This is a genomic window from Roseofilum acuticapitatum BLCC-M154 (assembly GCF_030068475.1).
In the GTDB taxonomy this organism is placed as follows: domain Bacteria; phylum Cyanobacteriota; class Cyanobacteriia; order Cyanobacteriales; family Desertifilaceae; genus Roseofilum; species Roseofilum acuticapitatum.
This window is the reverse complement of sequence record NZ_JAQOSP010000063.1, coordinates 69058-93234: the sequence shown is the minus strand read 5'-3', so window position 1 is coordinate 93234 and position 24177 is coordinate 69058. Positions and strand designations below refer to the sequence as shown.

At 42.5% G+C, this 24177-nt stretch carries 20 protein-coding genes; 10 read left to right on the top strand and 10 right to left on the bottom strand.

The genetic code is table 11. From position 1 onward, the window contains the following. Positions 1-92: 92 nt before the first annotated feature. From PMG71_RS09065 to PMG71_RS09055, 3 genes are all read right to left on the bottom strand, one after another. On the bottom strand, positions 93-890 hold the full coding sequence (locus tag PMG71_RS09065; protein ID WP_283753346.1) for a class I SAM-dependent methyltransferase: 798 nt from the start codon (positions 888-890) through the stop codon (positions 93-95). Positions 891-946: 56 nt separating this feature from the next. Beyond that, positions 947-2392: an MOP flippase family protein gene (locus PMG71_RS09060; RefSeq protein WP_283753345.1), complete on the bottom strand. Its 1446-nt coding sequence runs from the start codon at positions 2390-2392 to the stop codon at positions 947-949. 137 nt (positions 2393-2529) lie between these two features. Beyond that, complete coding sequence (locus PMG71_RS09055; protein ID WP_283753344.1) at positions 2530-3861, bottom strand: O-antigen ligase family protein; 1332 nt, start codon at positions 3859-3861, stop codon at positions 2530-2532. 82 nt (positions 3862-3943) lie between these two features. Here PMG71_RS09055 and PMG71_RS09050 point away from each other — a divergent pair, with 82 nt between their 5' ends. Together PMG71_RS09050 and PMG71_RS09045 are read left to right on the top strand one after the other, a co-directional pair. Next, the gene (locus PMG71_RS09050; protein ID WP_283753343.1) at positions 3944-5491 is read left to right on the top strand and encodes a polysaccharide biosynthesis/export family protein; all 1548 of its coding nucleotides are present in this window, start codon (positions 3944-3946) and stop codon (positions 5489-5491) included. A 48-nt stretch (positions 5492-5539) separates the two neighbouring features. Continuing rightward, entirely contained in the window at positions 5540-7732 is a 2193-nt protein-coding gene (locus PMG71_RS09045) for a GumC family protein (RefSeq protein WP_283753342.1), read from the top strand. Between the two features lie 117 nt (positions 7733-7849). Here the strand turns inward: PMG71_RS09045 and PMG71_RS09040 are convergent, their stop codons facing one another. From PMG71_RS09040 to PMG71_RS09025, 4 genes are all read right to left on the bottom strand, one after another. Further along, on the bottom strand, positions 7850-8671 hold the full coding sequence (locus PMG71_RS09040) for a DUF4114 domain-containing protein (RefSeq protein WP_283753341.1): 822 nt from the start codon (positions 8669-8671) through the stop codon (positions 7850-7852). Positions 8672-8907: 236 nt separating this feature from the next. Beyond that, entirely contained in the window at positions 8908-9894 is a 987-nt protein-coding gene (locus tag PMG71_RS09035) for a glycosyltransferase family 2 protein (protein ID WP_347179236.1), read from the bottom strand. A gap of 77 nt (positions 9895-9971) precedes the next feature. Continuing rightward, on the bottom strand, positions 9972-10916 hold the full coding sequence (locus PMG71_RS09030; RefSeq protein ID WP_283753339.1) for a lysylphosphatidylglycerol synthase transmembrane domain-containing protein: 945 nt from the start codon (positions 10914-10916) through the stop codon (positions 9972-9974). A 32-nt stretch (positions 10917-10948) separates the two neighbouring features. After that, positions 10949-11899 (bottom strand): hypothetical protein, encoded by a 951-nt coding sequence (locus PMG71_RS09025; RefSeq protein ID WP_283753338.1) that lies wholly within the window; start codon positions 11897-11899, stop codon positions 10949-10951. A gap of 147 nt (positions 11900-12046) precedes the next feature. On the opposite strand from PMG71_RS09025, the gene PMG71_RS09020 reads away from it, so the two are divergent. The 4 genes from PMG71_RS09020 to PMG71_RS09005 all read left to right on the top strand — a co-directional run bounded on the left by PMG71_RS09020 (position 12047) and on the right by PMG71_RS09005 (position 16047). Further along, entirely contained in the window at positions 12047-12934 is an 888-nt protein-coding gene (locus PMG71_RS09020; RefSeq protein WP_283753337.1) for a glycosyltransferase family 2 protein, read from the top strand. Positions 12935-12997: 63 nt separating this feature from the next. Further along, entirely contained in the window at positions 12998-14131 is a 1134-nt protein-coding gene (locus PMG71_RS09015) for a glycosyltransferase family 4 protein (protein ID WP_283753336.1), read from the top strand. Positions 14132-14163: 32 nt separating this feature from the next. Next, complete coding sequence (locus PMG71_RS09010; protein ID WP_283753335.1) at positions 14164-15240, top strand: NAD-dependent epimerase/dehydratase family protein; 1077 nt, start codon at positions 14164-14166, stop codon at positions 15238-15240. Further along, positions 15241-16047 (top strand): WecB/TagA/CpsF family glycosyltransferase, encoded by an 807-nt coding sequence (locus tag PMG71_RS09005; protein WP_283753334.1) that lies wholly within the window; start codon positions 15241-15243, stop codon positions 16045-16047. A gap of 34 nt (positions 16048-16081) precedes the next feature. On the opposite strand, the gene PMG71_RS09000 is transcribed toward PMG71_RS09005, so the two are convergent. From PMG71_RS09000 to holA, 3 genes are all read right to left on the bottom strand, one after another. Further along, positions 16082-17575 (bottom strand): sugar transferase, encoded by a 1494-nt coding sequence (locus PMG71_RS09000; protein ID WP_283753333.1) that lies wholly within the window; start codon positions 17573-17575, stop codon positions 16082-16084. Between the two features lie 374 nt (positions 17576-17949). Continuing rightward, on the bottom strand, positions 17950-18459 hold the full coding sequence (locus PMG71_RS08995; protein ID WP_283753332.1) for a DUF4168 domain-containing protein: 510 nt from the start codon (positions 18457-18459) through the stop codon (positions 17950-17952). Positions 18460-18607: 148 nt separating this feature from the next. After that, positions 18608-19591, bottom strand: a complete 984-nt coding sequence (gene holA, locus PMG71_RS08990; RefSeq protein WP_283753331.1) for a DNA polymerase III subunit delta — start codon at positions 19589-19591, stop codon at positions 18608-18610. Positions 19592-19602: 11 nt separating this feature from the next. On the opposite strand from holA, the gene PMG71_RS08985 reads away from it, so the two are divergent. The 4 genes from PMG71_RS08985 (at position 19603) to PMG71_RS08970 (ending at position 24159) form a co-directional block, all read left to right on the top strand. Continuing rightward, complete coding sequence (locus PMG71_RS08985) at positions 19603-20724, top strand: TRAP transporter substrate-binding protein (protein WP_283753330.1); 1122 nt, start codon at positions 19603-19605, stop codon at positions 20722-20724. 168 nt (positions 20725-20892) lie between these two features. Next, the gene (locus tag PMG71_RS08980; protein ID WP_283753329.1) at positions 20893-22989 is read left to right on the top strand and encodes an ATP-binding protein; all 2097 of its coding nucleotides are present in this window, start codon (positions 20893-20895) and stop codon (positions 22987-22989) included. 137 nt (positions 22990-23126) lie between these two features. After that, on the top strand, positions 23127-23678 hold the full coding sequence (locus PMG71_RS08975) for a phycobiliprotein lyase (protein ID WP_283753328.1): 552 nt from the start codon (positions 23127-23129) through the stop codon (positions 23676-23678). Between the two features lie 34 nt (positions 23679-23712). Then, a complete protein-coding gene (locus tag PMG71_RS08970; RefSeq protein WP_283753327.1) occupies positions 23713-24159 on the top strand; it encodes a hypothetical protein in 447 nt (148 codons plus the stop codon). Positions 24160-24177 lie beyond the last annotated feature (18 nt).

The following is a 24177-nucleotide window of genomic DNA, read 5'->3' as shown; positions in this document are numbered from 1 at the left end:
AGGGAATTTTGCGCCTGATTTTACAAAGGAATGCGAATTACACACAACGATAGAATCAGGGTTGTAGCTTATCTAAAACTGACTTTAATTACTTATAGTTTTTTGATCGTCGCTATTACCCAATTACCATCATAATAACACCTGACTTCTGCCTGGGGACTAAACAATTCAGTAACATTATGCTTGCTGGATTGATTCCAAATCACAAACTTTCCGCCTTGCTCATCAAAATTCCATTGATGTAAACCTTGATATTGCTCTTGTTCAGCTTCATTTTTGTGATGCATCAGCACAACAAACCCATGTTTCTTTACAACAGAAAACATATTTTTGACTACTGACAAAGGATCGTAGCTATGGTCTAAAGCATTTCTGGAGTATGTGATATCAAAGCTTTCAGCAGAAAATAAATCCAACAGTTTTTCTCCAATCCCAAACTGAGTTCTCACTGGAGGAGTAATATTATGTTTGTCAAGAATAACATCATACTCACGAGCTAAAGGATCAATAGCTGTAATCTTCAGTTTTTGATCCTTATAAACTTTTCCCAGTGGTGTGAACGGCCCAGCTCCAACATCAAGAATGGTAAATCCTTCTTCCTTTAACTCCAGGGTATCTAAGCAATTAGCAATCTCCGGTTGCAGAGGCAGGGTTGGATCGAGTTTTTCCTTATATTTATCTTGAAACTTACCCAATCCCTGAGTTGCTATATATTCATCCCAAAAGTCAACTTCACTGGCTTGAGATCGTTCCCATAATTTTTCTGTGGGATAAAAACGATTTCTGAGTTTTCGGTAATTCAGGGCAATTTTCCGAGAAAACCAGGGAATGATTTTTGTTAGATAGTTAGTTGATGACATACTTGATTGAAAATTTACTTTGTTAACCATTGTACCATACTCTCAATAACTTGCAGAGTATTTTTATTTAGTAGGATAAAATCACTTTAGCTTGATTTTAGAGATCGGAATAAATCTAAAGTTTGATTAAATAAAGTAGGAAATAAAACTCGGATCGTTATGCCATAAGCCATAGGAGCAATAACCAGACAGAGACCTAGAGTCCAATTTAATGTCAAATAGGGATCTAAAACTGCCTTACTCCCTAGGATGGCCACCACCATAACTCCTGTAGCTACCAAAGCCGGAACTAATTGATTAATATAAGTTTTGAGATTGATTTGGATTAATTTCTTAACCATGATAATAAATGTAGGGAGAGGAATTAAATAGCCACGAATTACGAAAGCACTAGCAATAGCAACAATTCCCCATTGAACAACCAAAATAAATGCAGTAACATTAGTGACTGCATTAATGATGTTGACTTTTAATGCCCAATCGGGTTTTCCCATGACTAAGATAATACTTGTATTAATACTACCCAAGGAATGAACAATGCCAATCAGCATTAAAATTTGCATGACTGGGATACTTGGATGCCATTGTTCCCCAAACATAATTGGAATGATTTCAGGGGCTAAACTAGATAATCCAAAAAACAATGGAAATGAAATCAGGGCAGTAAATTGAGTACCTTTATAAAAGGCTGATTTGAGTTTCTCTGGTTCATTTTGCAGTTGGGAAAAAGCAGGAAATCCTACCTGAGTCATAGTAGTAATCAAGACAGTAACTGTCTTTAATAAACGATAGGCAATCGCATAATATCCTAAAGGAACTGGCCCTAAAAAATAACCAATCAAAAAGTCATCGGATCGTTTATTAAAGAAAGTTAATAACTTGATCCCTAAAATATTTACTCCAAACCCAAATAAATCATGAAAATGTCTTTTAGAAATTCTCAATTTAGGTTTCCAATCACTAACCCACCATAAAACTAGAATTCCCACACACTGATTCACTAATCGCTGACCGACTAAACTCCAAACTCCAAATCCCATAAATGCCATAGTTACGCCTACAATTCCACCTAATAACTGAGCGATTAGGGATCGTAAAGATAATTGTTTGAAAGCCAGACGACGAGTAAAAATAGCTTGTTGTATACCATTAAATGAAGAAAAAATAAGAGCCAAAGATAGCCACTTAATAATCGGTTCTAAATTAGGTTCTTTCAAAGCAATCGCAACCCAACCTGCACCAATAAACGTGATTAATGTCAAGCCAATACTGATAACTAAATTAATCCAAAATGCTGTATCTAAATGTTCATCTTCTAAGGCTTGACGTTGTACAATTGCCTGGGTAAAGCCTTGATCTGTAAAGACCTCTAGAAAAACCAAATATACATCAGCTAACGCAATTAAACCAAAGGATTCTGGCCCTAATAATCTAGCTAATACAAAAAAAACAATAAATGAAATAAGTTGATTCCCCAGCTTTTCAATGGCTGACCAAATCACACCTGCGATAGTTTTCTTTTTTAAATCCATAAACTAACAAAGAACAATAACAGATAAGACTTTAACATACTTTTTGCGATCGTGCTAGTCTTAATTGAGTCCTAAATTTTCTTTGTTTAACTAAATAGACATTATCTGATTTTACCTGATTTTGTTTTAATTTTATATTAATTCGTTTTTGTATTTTGTAGATCGCGACTCACTCTGACGTTAATCAAGATATATATAAACCACATTATACTAGGTGAAAACAGACTACTTACTGTAATATTAGGAATAATCATCCAAGTAAGTATTAGGGGGGGGAGTAAAGCTTCAGGAACCGAGCTAGATATCATATATTTTACAGACATTGATACTGTAATCAACAGTGCAAATAAAAACAATAATAATCCCAAAAATCCGAATTCTAAGAATAGTTCTAAAAAACCATTATGAGCATGAGGAGGAACCCATCCATTATCAGAAACAATACCATAAGCTGGGTTATCTTCTCCGCGCCAGTCTTGCCAAAAACTGTGAGTACCATATCCAAAAAATGGTCTATCCATTCCCCGTTCAATCATTTGTGGCCAAACAATAGTTCTCCCTGTTAAAGTTGGATCTTTATCTAATGAAACTAAAAGATTATTCCAATTTTCGAGAAGAATAAATGCTAAACAAGTTCCTACGAGCATGAAACTTAACACACCAACAAAAGCTTGTTTATATGGCAGTGTTCTTAAAATTTTTAATGCTCCCAGTAACATCATTAAGAGGATAATGACGATTAAACTGGTTTGAGAATTTGTATTTTCTCGCACATAGAGAGAGAGAGCAATAATACCGACTGCAATCACTCGCTGATTCTTATGATGCATGATATGAAACAACCAAAGGGTTATATTGAGTGCTAAGACAACCCCTAATCTATTTGGGTGTGACATTACTCCTTTCCATCCCTTAAACATTACTCCAATTGAAGGCTGAGTTAAGGAATAAAAGCAACTAAGAGCTGAGATCATGCTGGTACTCCATCGTAACAGGCTGATAATTTCAGCCCAACTGTACTCTGTTGCAATTTGAGCTGCAAGAAGGGTTATCTGCATCATCATTAAGGAATACTTTAGGGCATAAATTGGTGTTTCAGACCACAGTATTGATAGCAGGGTAAAACACAAGAATAATCCCAAACATATATTATTAAACAATGAAAATATAGAGTTGTTTATTTTTTTAAACCAATGTCTAAGAAATAATACAGACAGGCTATAATAAGATAAATTAATAACCAATTGAATTGGCCCTAAGTTCTCATTCATGAGCTGAACCGGCCGCAAAAGTGAAACCGGATAAACAGTGAAGTCACACAATACAAGAATAAAGATAAAGCTAAATAAGTAAATAATATTTTTTTGAAAAAAAACGTAGTCAGTCCAGTAGAAAAATAATACAAAATAAATTGTAAAACATATAAAAATGGGAAAAAGAAAAATAGGATCTAGTATCAGTTCTTTCATGGTTTACATAATGACTTTTTATTGAGCTATAATCAGGATCAATGATATGAACTGTATCGATCGCTAATTCAGTAAAAAAGTTATGATCATCATAAGATACGCTACAAAAAAAGTAGTAGAATTATTGAAATATGGTGGATGCTCTCTTCTTTTAACTTTACAACCTGTAATCAAGGCTCAAGCCCAGGTTAATCTATTTGAGTCTAATCTCCACTCCCATGAATATACAACCGAGCGGCTTGAAGAACCTCTCCAAAACTTGAGTCCCTCGTCTTCTCCGTTAACTACAAATACACCTCTGTATCGTTTGGGAGTTGGCGATCGCATTCAAATTGATATTTTAGAATCTCCCGAATATGGTGGAGAATATCTGATCGGGCCTGATGGCACTCTAGATCTACCATGGGTGGAGGCTATTTTTGTACTCAACCTTAGTTTAGAGCAACTTCGAGAAAAAATAGAAGAGCTATACACCCCCGTACTCAAGTATCCCGTGGCCACAGTGACTTTGACAGATGTTCGGCCAGTGGCTATTGCGGCCACAGGAGAAGTGAATAATCCAGGCCTTTATCCCATTGACCTAGATCTCGGTCGAGGGTCAGTTCCTCGATTTCGCTATCCCACTATCCCAGAAGTATTACAAGCCGCAGGAGGAATCACTCTGGCCGCTGATATTCGCCAAATTGAGGTACATCGTCCCCTCCCCAATAATCAAAAACAGATCATTACAGTCAATGCCCTAGATTGGCTTGAAACAGGTGGAAGCGGGGGAAATATGATTCTGCAAGATGGAGACCGAATATTTATTCCAACGCAAAACGAAACGAACCTCTCAGAAATTCCTCAACTCGCAACCCTGAGCTTTGCCACACCCCCCGATCAGCCTCGTAACGTTAGCATTATTGGAGCAGTCGTAAACCCTGGAGAATATGTTCTCATCGGCGGTGCGACTCGCTCCGAGTTTGAACCGGGAGGGCTACCCACTGTGAGCTGGGCTATTAGCAGAGCTGGAGGTATTCAACAAACTGCTGACTTACGTCGAATTGAAATTTACCGACAAACCAAAAGCGGGTCACCCCTTATCCTCAATATCGACCTTTGGGCATTTTTACAAGGAGAGAAGATCGATCAAAATACCATTATCCAGCATGGCGATGTCATTAGAATCCCATCAGTAGAAACCTTGGATGTGGGGGAAGCGATCGCCCTAGGTGAGAGTAGTTTAGCCCCAAGAAACATACGGGTGTTCATTGTTGGCGAAAAATCTACTAGGATTGGCATTGTCAAGGAGATAGAAGTTTCTTTAAATACTCCAATGAATCAAGCCTTGCTCTCATCAGATAGCTTTATTGATCGGCGGATACGCCAGACCTCAGTTGACTTAGTGAGTGTTAATCCTGATGGAAGCGTGATCAAGCGACAAATCCCGGTGAACTTAGGGGCTGATCTCAATCATGAGACTAACCCTCCTCTGAAAGATGGAGATATCATTATTGTTAGCCGTTCTCACTTGGCTAAATTCCTGGACTTGGTGGCTACAGTCGATGGAGTCTTGCAACTGACGCAACCCATTCGTGGTATTTTTAATACTCTAGAAGCCTTGGGATATATTGGAAATCCAGACAATTAACCTTATCCATAGACATTATCCTGGTGTTGTTTCTCAGACCTACTGTTTATGAACCTGACCGAATCATCAGATTATTCCCCTAACTCCCTCAATTCAGACCTGAAAGTCTTGAACACCAATCTCAATGATAAAGAGGATTCCGGTTTTGATTTTAACTGGGTTCTATCAGTATTTACCCGTCGCGCCCCAATCATGGGGATTGTTTTTGCTGGGATGACTGCTGTGATGGGAACCTTGATTATTCAACAGTCTCGTGAAGTAATTCCGATTTATGAAGGCTCATTTCGTCTGCTCGTCGAACCCGTAACCGCAGAATCTAGGGTTGCTCAACTTTCTCTACTTTCCCAAGATCCAGAAGATATTACTAAACAAGGTCGATTAGACATTAGCTTGGTGGATTATGAAAGTTTAATCCGAGTGCTGACGAGTCCTAAACTGATTAATCCTCTATTAGACAAAATAAATACCAAGTATCCCAACATGACCTATAACGGGTTAATGAGTAATCTCTCGACCACACGGGTGACCTATGAAAAAGATGCGAAAACGGAAGGTACGTCGTTGGTTCGAGTGAGCTATCTGAGTTCAGATGTAGAAAAAATAGAGTTTGTAATGAATATTCTGGCTCAAGGGTACACTGATTATAGTATTGAAGAACGCAGAGCTAATACTAAGCAAGGTATAGACTTTATTGAATCTCAGCTTCCTGAACAAGCGGCTAGAGTGAAAATGCTCGAAGATCGGATTCAAGACCTAAGAGAAGACTATAATTTAATCGATCCCCCCTCCCAAGGAGTACAAATAGCGATCGCCCACCGAGATATCACAGCAGAACGACTCAGAGTGGAAGCTGAATTGAATCAACAGCAAGCAATCGCTCAAGGTATGAAAGATCAATTTGACCAAGGCAATTATGTCTATTTACTCAATACCAGTAACTCAGGAAGTATCTATCTTACTCTGCTCAAAAATCTTCAGCAGCTTGATGCCGATATTGCCATAGCTTCTAGCCGACTCAATGATAATAGCATTCCCATACTGATCCTCAAAGAGCAGCGGGAAGAGTTAATGCAGCAAGTTCGCCAAGAAGCAGCAGCCCTCATTATAGATGCACAAAATCAAGTTCAAGGTTTGCAAGATAAGTTAGCGACTCTCCTTGAGGGAGAACAAGTGATTGAAAAAAAAATCAATGTCTGGCCATCAGCAACACGACAATACGATGAACTCCAAAGAGAACTAACCTTCGCCATTGATCGCTACAAAGAGCTATTATCCAAACTTGAAGCCCTGAAAATTGATGAAGCTCAAATTCAAAGCCCTTGGCAGATCATCGACCCGCCTAAAATTATGACTGACCCCAATGGAGAGCCAGTTTCCAGAGCAGAAAGCGACACTAAGAAAAAATTGGCTCTATTGGTCGTCGTCAGTACCCTATTAAGTATTGCGGTGGGTTTTCTGGTCGAAATTTCTATTCCAGTTTTTCATACTCCTGAAGAAATTAAGTCATCTGTCCCTCTAAAGCTATTGGGAGTTATTCCATTAGCCACTACCTTAGAACACAAAGAACGACATCTGCTAAAAATTCCATCCCTAAAACGCTCCCTATCGGTAGACCTACCTCCAAGGGTGATCCAACCCGAGTATAGCGCTCCCTTCATTGAATCCTTTCGATCGCTCTACAGTAACATTGCCCTGATGAGCAAAAGTCAACCCATCCGCTCCCTAGTTGTCAGTTCCGCCAGTTCTAGTGATGGGAAATCGACTGTAGCCCTTAATCTTGCCCATACTGCTGCTTCCATGGGACAACGGGTACTCTTAGTTGATGCTAACTTGCGATCGCCACAACTCCATGACTTGCTCGGTTTAGAAAATAGACGAGGACTCAGCGATATCATCACTGACTACTTAAGTCTCAACGAAGTGATTCAAACTTCACCCACCCAAGAAAATTTACTTTTCCTCAGTGCCGGTCATCTCTCCCCTGACCCAATTCGATTATTATCTTCCCAGAAAATGCCCTACTTAATGGGTCAGCTCAACGGCTTCTTCGATTTAGTTATCTATGACACGCCTTCTTTAGTAGGGTTAGCAGATGCTCATCTAATTGGCAACCACGCGGATGGGATGTTGTTAGTGGTTCGCCTTAAAAATACGAATCGAGCTGTTATTCAAAAAGCATTAGAAGAGTCTAATATTTCTGGTAGCTCTATACTGGGTCTTGTGGCTAACATGGCTAAGTAAACCAAAAACCTTCTCTAACATAGCTGACTTAGAGAAGGTTTTCGTAGCTTGATCATTGAATCTATAACTTAGAGTTTCTAGGGGAGTAGTTAACTCCCGAAGATAAGGAAGGAGAGACTAGGATGAACGACGACGCAGGCTCAGTAAACCGGTAACACCAAGAGCCATTAATCCGAGAGTAGAAGCAGGCTCAGGTACATCAGCGATGTGCCTTGCATTGCCTTCACCGATATCTACGACGAAGAATACATCATTGTAGTCCATATCTCCACCCCGGATAATATCTTCCCATCCCATCAGGATGTAGCGGTTATCCAGGACATAGGAGACAACATGCTGCAACCCATCGGAGTTTTCTGCGGTGCGGGTGCTGAAGACATCATCTCTATCCCAAACATGGTTGGTGAAATCTACTGTTTCGCCATTCCGTCTAGTAACCGTTTGGTGGCAGTTGGTATCCTCTGGGTTATCTAAACAATACCCATCAGCTCTAAGAGCGAAATCAAGTTGGCTACCTGCTCCAATTGTTCCGAGGCTTACCCAGTCACCCAAGTCGAGAGCGTCTCCACCCCAGTTACCGACCGCTTCTGCTGAGGAGATATCCTTGAAGACAACCCCTTCTCTATTGGTTGTACCTGTTGCTTCATAGGACAGTTGGTTTCTGTATTTCGCCCCTTCATTGATGAAGTGTACCTTAACTTCGTGGTCATACTTCAGGAAAAGACTATCAGGGTCAAACTCATATAGGTTGGCATCTTCTAGTTTGACTCTTTCTTCTTGGAAGAATCCTGCAAATTGCTCGTAGAAGCCAGTGGTGTCACTGTTGATGGTGGGTGCTGGGCCGCTGAAGGTGAATGCGGAAGCGGCTGTGGTTAGGGAAAAGAGTCCTGCAACTGTGGTTGCTGTTCCGAGTGCGATCGCCTTAACTGTGCTGTTCATGTCTGCTCTCCTGTCCTAGAACTGTTTTGTTTGTCTATATCCCTAATTTACGGCTTTCCAGAAGTTTTGACATTGGAAGATCTACTAAATTATTTCTTGAATATTCGGCGAAGCGGAGGAAATACGGAGGTAAGATTTCAGGAGATTCCCGGAGTTAGCTTTATGAAGATAGGATAAAGCTCCTGGGGTGTCCAAAGCGCTAAGAGTCTGATTCTCTTGACTAAGATAGCTAGAAGTCAGGATTGGCCGACGATCGCCCGGACTCTATAGATGGGCCGGTCTTGAGATTCGTGGTAGACTCGCATCAGTAATTCTCCCAGCAGGCCAAAACAAAAGAGCTGTATTCCAGTCAGAAGCAGGACAACCCCTAAAATGAGTAGGGGACGGCCGCCGATATCTTCGCCAAAACCCAACTTCAAGATAGTCAGATAAATCCCCAACAGAAATCCCAGAAACATGGACAGCAAGCCCATGGAGCCAAAGATATGCATCGGCCGGGTGAGGAATTTCTTCATAAACCAAACCGTGAGCAAATCCATTAGCACTCGGAAGGTGCGTCCCAGACCATACTTACTCTTACCATACTGTCGAGAATAATGGCGTACTGGTATTTCAGTAATTCTGGCTCCTTCAATAAAAGCTAGAGCGGGTAAAAAGCGGTGGAGTTCCCCATAAAGGTTCATATCAGCCACCAGTTCAGCACGATAGGCTTTCAGGGAGCAACCATAGTCATGGAGTTTTACCCCAGTGACTCTGCCGATGATCCAGTTAGCAATTTTGGAGGGTAAGAGCCGAGTTATAGCATGATCTTGGCGATTTTTCCGCCAACCACTGACGAGATCGTAGCCTTGTTCGAGGGTTTCTAAGAGTAGGGGAATATCGGCTGGGTCATTTTGTAGGTCAGCATCAAGGGTAATGACAACATGACCTTGGGCATATTTGAATCCAGCGGCCATGGCTGGAGTTTGGCCATAATTGCGGCGTAAGATTAGGCCTTTGAGATGGGGCGTTTTCTGGGCGAGTTGGGTTAGGAGTTCTGTGGAGCCATCGGTTGAACCATCATCAACACAGATCAGTTCGTAGGTATATTGGGTGGATGTGAGGCTTTTGGCGATCGCCTCGACCAGTAAAGGCAAGCTTTCAACTTCATTGTAAATCGGAACCACAACAGAAATATCCGGTTTAGGGACATCAAGGACTTCAGGAAGTTGGCAGGCGTTCATCGATTTAGCGATTTCTTCAGGGAGCTTAGGGCAGTTCAAGGACAATAGCACTAAAATGACCCGAATAGAGACCTGATTCAATCAACTTTGAGGAAATGACCCGAATTCAAGGATTGATAAAGCCAGGCAAGTAGAGCGCCGATCGCCTCGGCTAATACACTAATCACCCGATATAAAGCTACTCCACTGAGGATAATAGCAGGTGCATAGACTCCATCCAAGAGGGCGATCGCCGTGGCTTCAAAGACTCCCAGACCTCCAGGTGCGCCAGGAATCACTAAACCGAGTAACCAGGCAAAACTAAAGGCACTTATGAGTTGGGGCACTTGGTCAATTTCTATGGTAGATAAGGCGGCTACGGCAAATAAAAATCCCAATCCTCGAATCAACAGAAATCCCATTTCACCGAGTAAGGGTTTTAAGGGATAGCGCTTTAACTCTGCTGAGGGTCGATCCTGAGCGTCTAATTCTCCTTTTATTTTCTTTTTAGAGAGAAAAGTGAGGATGGGGTTTAAGATCCGAGGATGAACCCCAATCAAGACGATGACGAGGATCGCTCCTTGCAGCAGTCCTCGGCTTTGGGGACTCGCACCTGCGGCTAGGATCAGGGCTGAGGCAGCCATCAGTAGGGGTTCCATTAGAGTGCTGAGGATGGCGATCGCCCCTGGAACCCCCACACTTTGAGCGGCTCGAATGCGACCATAAAAATGCCACACATTACCGGGCAAATATTTACCAATATTGGTGATCAGATAGGTTTGAATGCTCCAAAGGGCTTTAACCGGTTGGTTAAACTCAGCTAAAATCCATCCCCAGATCCAGCCTGACCAAATATGAGCGATAATTGTAATCAGGAGGGCGATCGTCAAAGACATCCATCCCCAACCACTGATGCGGACGGACAGCACCTCCTGCCAATGATCCTTAAAAGCATTCGCTAGGAAGAACAGCGCTGCCCCAACAATAAACCATCTTAGGTAAGATTTCACTGTTGAAACTAGACGCTGTAGAATTTTTTTCATTTTTTTGTTATCCTACTTATTGTAAATAAGCTTCAAACAGAGAACCACTTTCTCAGCTTTTTCCTAACCTTCTTGTTATATTGTAGAGCCAAACTATACAGATCTTCTAAAAAGAGCCATGCCTTCGCTTGATTCCCTGAAAGACCATACTCTAAACCAGCAAACTGCTGACGAAAGAACGTCATCGGTTCTGAATAGGTTTTTGAGGTAAACAACCAAGGTTTAGGGCCTGCCCAATGAATCACACAAGCATCGTCATTTTGTACCACTGGGCCACTTTCACTGATAGGAAATCTAGCTTTTAATTCCTCAGCACTAAAGTCTTGACCCAGCACTTGCATATCCACTTGATTTAACCGCAATTGACCTTTATCTGCACCCTGAAAAATCATATAATTCAAGAAACTCATTTCACCACCAAAGGAAAACACATTGGGATATTCTTCCACAAAATCCAACATCCCAATGTATTTCTCTAAAGGGAAAATATTCCGTCGGGCAAAATAAGTTCCGGTACAAAAGTAATCGGATCGATGTTTTTGCCAGTCAAAGGTAGGGAAGTGCTGTTCTAAATTTTGGACATGGAAAAAAAATTGGTCGATCGCTTCATCAGAGTAAGTATAATTGGGTTGATCGATGATCAGATCAAAATCATCGAAGTTTGCATACTTGAGGACATCTCCCCAAATTAGGGTATCTGAATCGAGAAATAGGAACCTTTCCCAAGGACTTTCCCAGAAGGCAATCATTTTCGTGATTCCCCAACCAAAGCTGCGTTTTCTCAAAACATCAGACTGTACTGTTTTGGGCGTAATTGTCTGGACTCCGTAGGCTTGTTTTAGGGAATCTACTGAAAAATCACCATCAATGATTAAGCAGATGGGGACATCCCCTAAAAAATGGCGAATAGAGGCGCAACATCCTTTAAATAAATAATAATCTTGATCGCAGCAGGCAATGATAATCCCAAAATCATCGATCATTGAATTCACTCCCAAATTGCACAAATCCTAGGGTTGGCTTGAGGATGACCGCAGATAGAAGGAGGTATAAAAAAGTCAGGGCAGTGTGCTTAACGCTTATGGTATCATCAATGCTATAACAATAGCAACAGGAGTGGTCAATCATTTATGAGCCATCAAACCATTGCAGCCCTTCTCAGTTGCCACAATCGTAAAGCCAAAACCTTAGAGAGTGTGCAAAACTTATTAAATCAAGCTCTACCCCCTGGATTTTCCCTGGAGGTCTATTTGGTAGACGATGGCAGCACGGATGGCACTTCAGAAGAGATTTCTGGGGCTTATCCGCAAGTGAAGATCTTTACGGGAAATGGTAGTCTATTTTGGAATGGTGGGATGAGACTGGCTTTTACCGAAGCCATGAAAGACCACCCTGATTATTATCTGTGGCTTAATGATGATACCGTATTATATCCCTCGGCTCTCGAAACCCTATTAACCACTCATCAAAAATTAACTGCCCAACAGGAAGAAAAGGCAATTATTACCGGTTCGACTCAAGATCCCGACAGTCAAGAATGGACCTATGGCGGTTATCGACAACTGGGCTGGTTTTCTCCTCCCTTCAAATGCAAAAAAGTCCTTCCTCAATCTGAGCCACAACCGTGCGATTTAATGTGTGGTAACTTTGTCCTCATTCCTAAAAGTGTGGTTGAGGTCGTTGGCAATCTAGACCCTAACTTAACCCATTATGCCGGAGACTGGGACTATGGCTTACGGGCCAAACAAAAGGGCTGTAGCGTCTGGGTGGCTCCTGGATACCAAGGAACCTGCGCTCGCAACCCCAAACCTGCTCCCGGAAGCGCTCCCACTTGGGAAAAAGGATTAAAAAATATTAATCGACCCAAAGGACTGGCTCTAGAAAGTGTTACACTACAGCCTTGGGAAGAATGGAAATTGTTAATGAAACGCCATGGGGGAATTCTATGGCCGATTTACTCGGTTCTGCCCTATCGAAAATTTTTATTATCCTCTGTTTTTAAGTCTGACAAAAAATAATTACTCAGTGCTGTTCTGAGAAATAAAAAAGGCTTGTGTGAATGTTTTAAGATTAGGGCTATTATGAGTCAACGAGTTGCTTTTCTTACCCACTTTATCGCTCCCTACCGGCTGCCCCTGTACCAGTCTCTTGCTGCCGAGTTACAAGAGTTCAAAGTTTTTGTTTCTACTCCTATGGAACCCAATCGTCCTTGGGAGTCAAACTGGGGAGATTTAAACGTTCAAGTGCAACGAAAGTTTACCTTAATTCGCACTTGGAATCATCCCCAAGGATTCGCGGAAACCTTATATGTTCATATCCCCTATGATACCTTTTGGGTGCTAGGAAAATCTCAGCCAGATATTGTCATTTCTCACGAGTTGGGAATGCGAACTTTGCAAGCAGCGCTGTATTGTAAATGGAATAAAAAAGCCAAATTTATTATCTGGGCTAAATGTTCGGAGTCTACCGAACAAGGACGGGGAAAACTGCGGGAGCTGTTACGCCGTTGGCTGATCCCCCAAGCGGATGCTATTGTGGTCAATGGGGACAGTGGGGCCAGATATATTCGCCGGTTTGGTATTCCTTCAGAAAAGATTTTTCGCGCCTTTCAGTCTACAGATACGTCTAATTTTTCTGGAATACGACTAGAAAAAAGTCAGGAAGAAGCCTATCGACTTTTATTTGTGGGTCAGTTGATTGAACGGAAAAATATGCAGCGATTTCTGGGAGAATTGGTGAAGTGGGCTGAAAATCATCCGGAGCGATCGCTCGAATTTTGGTTAGTCGGAGATGGTAGGGAGCGATCGCCCCTAGAGAGCCAACCCGTCCCCGAAAACCTCCATCTAAAATTCTTCGGTAACATGGCTTATGACCAACTTCCAGACGTTTACGCCCAAGCGGGTATGTTTGTTTTTCCCACCTTAGCAGATGAATGGGGGCAAGTGGTGAACGAAGCCATGGCTTCTGGATTGCCCATTCTCGGTAGTTTGGGCAGTCAAGCCGTCGAAGAATTATGTACAGAAGGAAAAACCGGTTGGGTCTTTCAACCCGATCGCCCCTCAGAAATGTATCAAGCCATCGACCGAGCGCTCTCGACTTCCCCAGAAACCTTAGAGCAGATGCGAATAGAATCTCGCAAAAGAATTGAGGGCATGACTCCGGAATTTGTGGCCTCAAAATTTGTAGAAGCTATAAACTCAGTCATGGCTGGGTAAAAATTATTATGAATGATTTTCAGGAGTAACTTATGAGTATCGCGATTATCACTGGTTCTGCGGGTTTAATTGGCTCCGAAGCCTCCAAATTCTTTGCCGGAAAGGGCTTAGAAATTGTCGGAATTGACAATGATATGCGGCGGGTATTTTTTGGGGATGATGCCTCGACGACGTGGAACCGCCAGAGATTAGAGAGTTCTTTGGGCAAACAATACAAGCATTTAGAACTGGATATTCGCGATCGCGAGGCGATCGCCAAACTCTTCCAAGACTACAGTAAAGATATCGCCCTCATCGTCCATACCGCCGCCCAACCCTCCCACGACTGGGCCGCTCGCGACCCCCAAATGGACTTCACCGTTAACGCCAACGGAACCCTGAACCTCCTGCAAGCGACCCGCGACTTTGCCCCCGAAGCTCCCTTTATCTTCACCTCCACCAACAAAGTCTACGGCGACACTCCCAACCGCTTGCCCCTCATCGAACAAGAAACCCGATGGGAAATTGACCCCGAACATACCTACAACACCGGCATTCGGGAAGATATGTCCATAGACCAAACCACCCATAGTTTATTCGGCGCGTCTAAAGTTGCTGCGGATGTGCTGGTGCAAGAATATGGTCGCTATTTCCAGATCCCAACCGCCTGTTTTCGCGGCGGATGTCTCACCGGGCCCAATCATTCCGGAACGCAACTGCACGGGTTTCTCGCCTATTTAATGAAATGCACCGTCACCGGCAAACCCTATACCGTCTTTGGCTACAAGGGTAAACAAGTGCGGGACAATATCCACAGCGCCGACTTAATCAATGCCTTTGATGCCTTCTTCCAAGCGCCGCGAGTCGGCGAAGTTTACAATACCGGGGGCGGGCGCTATAGCAACTGCTCCATGCTCGAAGCGATTAAAATTTGTCAGGAAATCACCGGCAAAGATTTAAATTGGACGTATTCGGAAACCAACCGCATTGGCGATCATATCTGGTGGATTAGTGATAATGCTAAGTTTGCCAATCATTATCCCAACTGGAAACACCAATATGATGTGACCCAAATCTTGCGGGAAATTTACGAATTTAATCAAGAACGTTGGGAAAAGGAGACGATCTAAATGATTGATGCTGGCAAGCGGAATATTCTGGGCGTTCTCGTCAATATCATTGATTATGAAGGAGCAGTAGAGCTAATTATTCAAGCCGCCAAAGAAAAAAAAGGGCTATCGGTTTCTGCCCTTGCTGTTCATGGGGTAATGACGGGCGTTCTGGATAATACCCACCGCTTCCGGCTCAACCATATGGATTTAATTTGTCCCGATGGGCAACCCGTGCGTTGGGCGCTGAATTTTCTTCATAAAGCGGGATTATCCGACCGGGTATACGGCCCCAATTTAACCTTGAGGGTCTGCGAGCGAGCGGCTCAGGAGGGGCTGCCCATTTACCTGTACGGGTCTCGACAAGAAGTTTTAGATGCTTTTTCTCGAAATTTGGGCGATCGCTACCCTCAGCTCAAAATCGCCGGGTCTCAGCCCTCCCGCTTCCGGCAAACCAGCGCCGAAGAACAACAAGAAATTAGCCAAACCATCAAAGACAGTGGAGCAGCCATTACCCTAGTCGGTTTAGGCTGTCCTCGCCAAGAAGTCTGGGCCTATGAATACCGCGATCGCCTTTCCATGCCCCTTTTAGCCGTCGGTGCAGCCTTCGACTTCCATGCCGGACTCCTGCCCCAAGCCCCCCCGACCCTGCAAGCTGTGGGATTAGAATGGTTCTATCGCCTCATTCAAGAACCCAAACGGCTCTGGAAACGCTATGTTTTCCTCAATCCCTACTATGTTTGGCTGTTAAGCTTACAGATTTTGGGCTTGCGTAAATTCGATCCAGATAGCGCCACTCCGCCAGAAAACGAACTCCGCTATGGCTAACCTCTTTGTGTTTTCCGTGTCTCTGTGGTTCTATTTAATATGCTCCCCTGCGCCCTAAAACCACCTGCACTGTTTTCAATAAAATCTCAAAATCAAGGGCTAACGACCAATTATTAATGTAAGACATATCCAATTTATAGGCATCTTCAAAGTTTTTGATATCCGATCGCCCCGAAACTTGCCAAAGCCCCGTAATTCCCGGCAGAACATTGTGGCGCATAAAGTGGTGTTCGGCAAATCCTTCCACATCTCGCAAAGGCAAAGGGCGAGGGCCAACTAGACTCATTTCCCCAATCAAAACATTCACAATTTGGGGCAATTCATCCAAGCTATAGCGGCGTAAAAATTTACCGACTCTGGTAATTCGCGGGTCATCTTTCATTTTGAACAGAACTCCCCCTTTAATTTCATTTTTAGCTTCGAGTTCCTTCATCAACTGATCAGCATTGATGACCATGGTGCGGTATTTCCAGACCTTAAAGTGTCTCCCCTTGAGTCCCATGCGCGTTTGCTTAAAGAAGATCGGCCCTGGGGAATCGATTTTGATGGCGATCGCCAGAGCAATGAAGAGAGGACTCCCTAAGAGTAAAATCAGCAACGATACCAAGACATCAAACGTCCGCTTCATCCAAAAATCACTGCCCAATAAACCCGGAGGCTGAAACTGAATACTGGGCATTCCGCCAATCATCTCAATTTTGGGATTATGATGGGGAACTTCTAGACCAATGGGCAAAATTCTTAGAGCAATTCCGGCATTTTTCAAACTCCAGTAAAGGGGCATAATATTGCCGACGACATTCCAGGAACAGAAAAATACTTCTCCCACACCCAGAGATTGAATTTCTTCAAGAACGTGAGACCATTGATTGGTATTGCTTTGTAGAGATAGATCCAGTTGTCCCGCGATCGTAAACTCTTTATTGCTATCGAGTTTTAGGGCAATTTTAGCAATTAGGGTATCTTTGGAATTACCGATCAGAAAAATCCGACGAGGCACTCGACCCTGGCGACGAAGATTGGTAATCATGGCTTCGGCAATTAACCGTGCTGTGCCAACATATAAAATCACAAATAACCAGGATAGGAAGAACATCGACCGAGAAATAATCAGACCCGGTTGATAGATAAAGGCAATGACGATTAAGACCCCTTGAGCAAAGGTAATACTTCTAAGTAAATGACCAAACTGACGACGACTACCGCGATCGCCATATAATCCTCCTGTGGCAATCATCCCTACCGTAATCCACAAGATTGGAAATAGAAAGCCGGGTTGCTCTGGAGTGTAGGCCAATAAGTGAAAGGAGGGAACATGATCTAACCACTGGACTTGTTCTACAATCACTTTTGCACTCTTCCAAGCCAAAGAAATCATCACCGTATCTAAGCACAGAAAAGCCATAATTCTCAGCCAAGCAACGATCAGCCCTCGTCGCAAACCGACAATGGTGGGAACACGCAAATCAACGTGAGTACGGTGTGATTGATGGGTTTTGTAAGGAGTCTGGGGCAGATTATCTGACATAGTTTAACCTTGGCTGCCTCGATCGCAGGTGGAATCTTGAGTCTCAAATCTAATGTGAGCCATTCCCAAGCTAGGAAACAGGGGGATAGTAGATGGCGACTACAACCTGACGCGCTCTGAGACTCAGATGCTCTTCCAGCCGGAAATATTAGTTATCTCTAATCCTATTCTGAATAGAGTTGATTTTAACATTCTCAAGATAAGTTGTCCAAAGGTCAACACTCCCCTTTTAATCAATTGGGATTTTATGGGTATTTTTTATTTCTCTCGAATATAATCTCTAGCAGGCGATCTCTAGGCATAGCCGCGATCGCCTCCTGCCGTTGCCTTAGTTTTCTATCAAACTCCCTTAAAGATCTGTCCTTCTCAATCTGTTAACGGCAAATCTGTAATTGTGAATATCGGCTATTTTGACACAATTGCTGAAAAGCTTGCGTGATTTGAGGATACTGCATGGGGTTTTTCCCATACATCATAGTCATTTGACGAAACTCTTCTGGGGACAAATCATGCTCTTCTAAAACCGTTTGTGATTGACTACAAAAATTTTGTAAATAGCTAATCATAGTTGGAGGAATTCCCGCCGTATTACTCACCGTTCCTGCCTCTAGGTTACAATCAAAAACAGGTCTATTTCCGGTTGAGACCAGTGCTTGAGTATTCTGCAAAGCCGTTTCACGAGCCAATTCAATCTCCAAAACCGATTGCACAAAGTTAGACATTTGTACAGGAGAATTAAATTGAGCTTGTGCAGTGTTGGCCCCAGTCAATCCTCCACATACCGATAATAGAGTGGCGAGCAACGTCCGGCAGATCGATTGACGATGAAATCCGAATCGACCAGAAGACCGAAGTAGCAATTGAAAATTAAAGGAATCATTCATGATGGCGCTTTCAAAACACAAGACTATCAACTCTTTTGAATTCTTTTAGGAGGGTGAAGTTCCAGCTCTCCCCCAGATGGCTGGGTATCCTCTATAGCGCTGGGGGCTGGTCACCAGATTAAGTCTTAGATTAAGTCTTAATTGTACGTTAAGACTTCCGATAGAGCTGACATATCTGGATAATGTGACTCTGGAGAATTTCCCGTTCGGGTTTTCCCTGCTTGAGTCCCCACTCTAGGGAGAGTAGAAGGGGTAGAGTCTGTTGTAAGGAGGTCAAAGGGAGCGATCGCACCTCTTTTTTGAGAAAATAGACCCGTTTAGGATTATTGACCTCAGCAGCTTGGGCAATTTGGCGATCGTCTCTTTCCCCACTCTCAACCATCAATTTAACCCAGAACCACGTCCGAAACTGCCCCACCAGGGTAGCCACAACCCTTAAAGCCGGTTCATTCCTCTGGAGTAGACCCTCAATCAAACTTAAACTGCGATCTACCTCACCTTTAGCGATCGCCTGGGCCAATTCTAAACTCGTTTGCGTATTCGAGACCACCAACCGCTCCACATCCTGGTGACTCAACACACCCCCATCAGCATGATACAGTGCCAACTTCTGCAACTCATTCACCAATCGACGAGTATCATTACCCACCGACTGACTCAAAACTTCCGCCCCTCCCTGAGTTAATTTTACCCCCTCTTGACTCGCCATCTCCTGAACCCGTTGTAACAGCAAATCCGTCTTCCAGGGCGGAATTAAGGCAAATTCACGAAATTCAGCATACTTTTGCAGCAGTTTCGTCACTTTTAACCGTTGATCCGGTTTTCCGGTTACAGTCAGTAATAGCACAGATGATTCTAAAAGAACCGGTAGAGTCCGCTCTAACTCAGCCAACAGACTTCCAGAAGTTTGCTGAAACAACGATGTATTCACCAACCAGACCAAACGATTTCCTGAGCCAAAAGGGGGAGTCATCGCCTGGTTTAAGGCTTCCATCACACTACCTGGCTGATCTGGCAAGACCTCAGTATAATTAAACGAAATCCAACTGCGATCAAGCAAGCGATCGCGTAACTGCTTAACCGCCTGCTCCATAGCAAACCCATCATCTCCCCAATATACATAAATAGGCATCAACCTAAACCATGAAACGTCGAAACCTGATCCGTAAAATCGCCCTAGGTGCAGCCACAACCTATAGTATCACCGCCTGTCAATCCCCCAACCCCCCTGAACCTACTCCCGAATCCACCCCCAGCCAACCCCTCATTCGCTGGCGCATGGCCACCAGTTGGCCCAAATCCCTAGACATTCTCTTTGGAGCCGCAGAAATTCTCTGTCGGCGCGTCGAACAAATGACCGAAGGCCGCTTCACAATTACGCCCTATCCTGCTAATGAAATTATTTCTCCCCTACAAATCCTTGATGGTGTACTGGCTGGAACCGTAGAATGTGGTCATAGCAGTCTTCTCTTTTACTTTGACCGTAATCCTGCCCTGGGACTCATTTCTGGACTACCCTTGGGCATGAACCTTCAACAGCATCATGCCTGGTTTTTTTACGGGGGAGGACTAGAGGCAATGCAAAAAATCTATCAAGGTTTCGGTGTGAATGCCTTTCCTGCCGGTAATACGGGCATACAAATGGGAGGATGGTTTAATCGCAAAATTAATACCGTTGACGATCTCAATGGCTTAAAAATGCGAATTCCTGGTTTAGGGGGTAAAATACTAGAACGACTCGGCTGTGAAGTCCAAGTGTTACCTGGAGATGAAATTTTTCCTGCTTTAGAACAAGGAAAAATAGATGCTGCTGAGTGGATTGGGCCCTATGATGATGAAAAGCTAGGACTCAACCGTGTAGCCCCTTACTACTACTATCCGGGTTGGTGGGAACCCTCTGCCGTCCTCGTCGCTTTAGTTAATCGTAGCCAATGGGATCGGCTGCCCAAATCATACCAAGAAATTTTTCGTTCTGCTGCCCTAGAAGCCTATTTCTTAACTACTAGTCGATATGATGCAGCCAATGGAGAAGCCTTAGAACGAATGGTTTTAAGTGGCACTGAGTTACTCCCCTACAGTCAAGATATTTTAGAGCAGACTTACCAAATTGCCTTAGAACTTTATGACGAGTACGCATCAAATAATGAAGATTTTGCTACACTCTATCAACAATGGAAAAAATTTAAATCTCCCATTTCCAAATGGTATAAAACGAATGAACTCACCTATGCAAGTTTTACATCGAGAATGGCCGATCTCAATTAATTCAGGATTCATTTTCTCTGACAACTATTAGTTATGTTCAATAAAATTACTAGGCAGTTCCAGTTATCGACCGCTCGAACCCTGAAGATCATAAGAAGACAAAAAATTACAATTAAAGACAAACTCAATTTTGCTTTTGGCGGATTGATTGGGGTAACTTTTTTAATTATGGGAGTTAATTATTGGAGTAGCGTACAAGCTACTTTAAATATTAACCGCACACAAGAATTGCGAATGCCGATCGCCTTATCTTCTTCAGAAGCACAAAGTGATTTATTGAAAATGCTCTCTAATGTCCGGGCTTATTTAGTGACCGGAGATTCTATTTTTCGACAACAGTATCAAGAATCGCGGCATGACTTTGAACAAAATTTAGCAGAAATGGAGGTCTTATTTCAAGAATGGCAAGCACCTGTACAGCTAGAACAATTAAAAAACTTGCGTAAGTTTTATGAAGTTTGGTCTGAATTACCTCCTTATCTATTTGACTTAAAAGACAATCGATTTGAGAGTGAACCTGCTTTTCGCCTTTGGGAAGAAGAAGGCGAAATTTTAGCGCTTCAAATTCTAGATAATGTGGACAAAATCAGTCAGGAACAAAATGAAAAGTTTTTGTCAGGTTCTAATCTTGATTTATTTACAGAATCTATTGAGTTAAGAATAAATTTTTCTCTATTGATCGCTGATATCAGAAATTATATTACCACCAGACAAGAGAAATATCGTTTTGATTATGTTGCTCATTACCGTCGCACTCAATCAAGTTTAAATTTTCTCAACGATCGGGCTGATTTACTCAGTCAAGATCAGCAAGAATATCTAGATGAAGTTACTGAAAAATTCTTGAAAATAGAGGATATCATAGAGAAAATACTGCTGATTATGGAGGGCGATCGCTATCGAGAGGATCTTTATGTATATCAAATTAAAGCTGAACCGATCGCCAAAGAAATGCTAATCATATTAAATTATATTGTCGAGACTCAAGAATCACAATTTACATCAGAATTAAAGTCTGGTGTATCTAGTTTAAATACTTCCCAACTGCAAACCCTTGTCGGTTCCCTATTTATCCTAAGTTTAGGCATGGTGATGACCCTAATATTGCGGCGAACAATATCCGATCCAATTCAGAGATTAACTGAAGTTACTCGTTCAGTCAGAGCTGGAAATCTTGATATTAAAGCCTCAGTAGAATCAGGAGATGAAATTGGTATTTTATCTAAAACTTTGAATGAAATGACTGATTCTCTCAAAGACTCTCTTAAGGCCTTAGAGAATTATAGTAAAAATCTAGAATTGCTAGTAGAAGAGCGGACTCAAGAAATCCAAATCAAAAATGAAGAGTTACAAGATACTTTGAGTAATCTCAAAGAAGCTCAATCCCATTTGATTCAAGCGGAAAAAATGTCGAGCTTGGGGCAGATGGTTGCTGGGATTGCCCATGAAATCAATAATCCAGTGAGCTTTATTCAATGTAATCTTTCTCCTTTAATGGCTTATTGTCAAGATTTACTGGATTTGATTCAAGAGTATGAACAGAATCAACTAAATCATCCCGAAATCCAGGAAAAAGCAGAGGATATTGATCTCGAATATATTAAAGAAGACTTACCTAAATTGGTGGAATCTATGCATATGGGAACTCGTAGAATCCATGAAATTGTTTTATCTTTAAAGAATTTTTCTAGAATCGATCAAGCTAACTTAAAAGAAGCTAATATTCATGAAGGAATTGAAAGTACCTTGTCAATTTTACAGCATCGATTGAAAGGAGCAAATAATCAAGGAACAAAGATTGAAATCAAAAAAGAATATGGGGATTTGCCTTTGGTTGAATGTTACCCTGGGGAACTCAATCAAGTCTTTATGAATATTCTGGCCAATGGAATAGAAGTTTTAGAGTCGAGGGTAATAGAGGATGAAGATAGACCAAGTATGGAAGATGGAATCTTAACCATTCATACTGAATATCAGATAGAAACGGACAAAATTTTAATTCAAATTAGTGATAATGGGCCGGGAATGGATGTTGAAACTGCAAAAAAGATTTTCGATCCATTTTTCACGACTAAACCGGTGGGAAAAGGTACAGGTTTAGGGTTATCTATTAGCTATAAAATTATTGTTGAACATCATCAAGGGATGTTGAAATGTTATTCAAAACTTGGTCAAGGGGCAAGATTTGATATTGAAATCCCTGCTCATCAAAGATTGACTTTATCTCAAGATGTACCCCAGCTTGGTGTGGGTTCTCTAACGTAGTCCCTTGGACGGGGATAAGCAGGTTGCACGATCGCCAACCCCACGATAATATTAAGAAAAGTTAAAGTTATTGACACAAATCCCCAAATATGGGTTGAAATTGCGTCAACTTAAATCTCGCGTGAGGAGTAACCGTGATGATATCCCCAGCTAACTTGACCCCAACTCCCCTCCAAACCTCCCAGGAACAAGAGACTGAGCGGTTTTTCCGAGAAACAGCAGGACGTTGGTCTTCTCAGCGACGCTACTATACGCTACCAGATGGAGACCCCCAAGAAATTTCTAGCATTATTGAAATTACCTATTTACCCCAAGGGAGCGAACCCCTACGGCATTTAGCACGGTTACACCAGCTCGAAGATGAAAACATGCTCTTATTTGGTTCTGTGGTGAGTTGGCATTCTCAAGAGTCGATTACGGGGAAAAAACAGTCAGATGGAGAAACCATCATTGGAGTTTTGGGGAATTTGTTGTATCGCGATCGCGGTTTTGCTACCTCTAAACCGGTTACTGCCTCCTATTTTCTCTCCAATCCCCAAACCCTATGCTTACGCACCGAATATAACCGCTCGGTATTTGAAGAGGAAATTAAACTGATCGGCCAACACTATCGTACAAGACAGACGATTATCTCCCGCGCAGGTGAAGAACAAATGATTGGTCAATATCTGGAAAAACGGATAGATTAGGCTAAAAGATCTAAGGATCAGGAGATAAATTATAGTGCGGCAAATCCCCATTCTATCCCTTCTCTCGTTCCTGCTATTGTCAAGTGCAGGGACACCGATCGCCTATGCTCAAGCCACTGAAGTACCCGATTTCGATAACAATGGCGACTTCAAATCCTCTCGCGTGCAGGGAAATCGAGGCACTTATGCACATAAACAATGGTTGGTGGTCGATCCCGATGCCAATGGTTTGAACTGTCGCAATGACCAGGGGTCTGTTGTCGTCACTCTTAGCTATGGTTCAGTGGTAGATGCTGTTTTTACCAATAACCAAGATAATGCCATTAGATTGATGAATGGCAAACCCTGGCTTAGGGTTTCTGTTGGTCTTGTGGATATCCACACTCGCCAGACCAATGAGCGTTTAAACACTTACACTTGCTATGTTCGCGCCAATAGGGAGTATATCGCACCGATTAACCCCGACTCACAGAGCCGATAAGTAGGGATAGGTTTCAAA

Bases quoted from the DNA above. Each gene is read 5' to 3' on its own strand.
- PMG71_RS09050 (WP_283753343.1), top strand. From the start codon at position 3,944: ATGATCATCATAAGATACGCTACAAAAAAAGTAGTAGAATTATTGAAA.
- PMG71_RS08985 (WP_283753330.1), top strand. From the start codon at position 19,603: ATGAAACGTCGAAACCTGATCCGTAAAATCGCCCTAGGTGCAGCCACA.
- PMG71_RS09065 (WP_283753346.1), bottom strand. From the start codon at position 890: ATGGTTAACAAAGTAAATTTTCAATCAAGTATGTCATCAACTAACTAT.
- PMG71_RS09055 (WP_283753344.1), bottom strand. From the start codon at position 3,861: ATGAAAGAACTGATACTAGATCCTATTTTTCTTTTTCCCATTTTTATA.
- PMG71_RS09030 (WP_283753339.1), bottom strand. From the start codon at position 10,916: ATGAAAAAAATTCTACAGCGTCTAGTTTCAACAGTGAAATCTTACCTA.
- PMG71_RS09010 (WP_283753335.1), top strand. From the start codon at position 14,164: ATGAGTATCGCGATTATCACTGGTTCTGCGGGTTTAATTGGCTCCGAA.
- PMG71_RS08975 (WP_283753328.1), top strand. From the start codon at position 23,127: ATGATATCCCCAGCTAACTTGACCCCAACTCCCCTCCAAACCTCCCAG.
- holA (WP_283753331.1), bottom strand. From the start codon at position 19,591: ATGCCTATTTATGTATATTGGGGAGATGATGGGTTTGCTATGGAGCAG.
- PMG71_RS08995 (WP_283753332.1), bottom strand. From the start codon at position 18,459: ATGAATGATTCCTTTAATTTTCAATTGCTACTTCGGTCTTCTGGTCGA.
- PMG71_RS09025 (WP_283753338.1), bottom strand. From the start codon at position 11,899: ATGATCGATGATTTTGGGATTATCATTGCCTGCTGCGATCAAGATTAT.
- PMG71_RS09000 (WP_283753333.1), bottom strand. From the start codon at position 17,575: ATGTCAGATAATCTGCCCCAGACTCCTTACAAAACCCATCAATCACAC.
- PMG71_RS09005 (WP_283753334.1), top strand. From the start codon at position 15,241: ATGATTGATGCTGGCAAGCGGAATATTCTGGGCGTTCTCGTCAATATC.
- PMG71_RS09035 (WP_347179236.1), bottom strand. From the start codon at position 9,894: ATGAACGCCTGCCAACTTCCTGAAGTCCTTGATGTCCCTAAACCGGAT.
- PMG71_RS09015 (WP_283753336.1), top strand. From the start codon at position 12,998: ATGAGTCAACGAGTTGCTTTTCTTACCCACTTTATCGCTCCCTACCGG.
- PMG71_RS09045 (WP_283753342.1), top strand. From the start codon at position 5,540: ATGAACCTGACCGAATCATCAGATTATTCCCCTAACTCCCTCAATTCA.
- PMG71_RS08980 (WP_283753329.1), top strand. From the start codon at position 20,893: ATGGGAGTTAATTATTGGAGTAGCGTACAAGCTACTTTAAATATTAAC.
- PMG71_RS09020 (WP_283753337.1), top strand. From the start codon at position 12,047: ATGAGCCATCAAACCATTGCAGCCCTTCTCAGTTGCCACAATCGTAAA.
- PMG71_RS09040 (WP_283753341.1), bottom strand. From the start codon at position 8,671: ATGAACAGCACAGTTAAGGCGATCGCACTCGGAACAGCAACCACAGTT.
- PMG71_RS09060 (WP_283753345.1), bottom strand. From the start codon at position 2,392: ATGGATTTAAAAAAGAAAACTATCGCAGGTGTGATTTGGTCAGCCATT.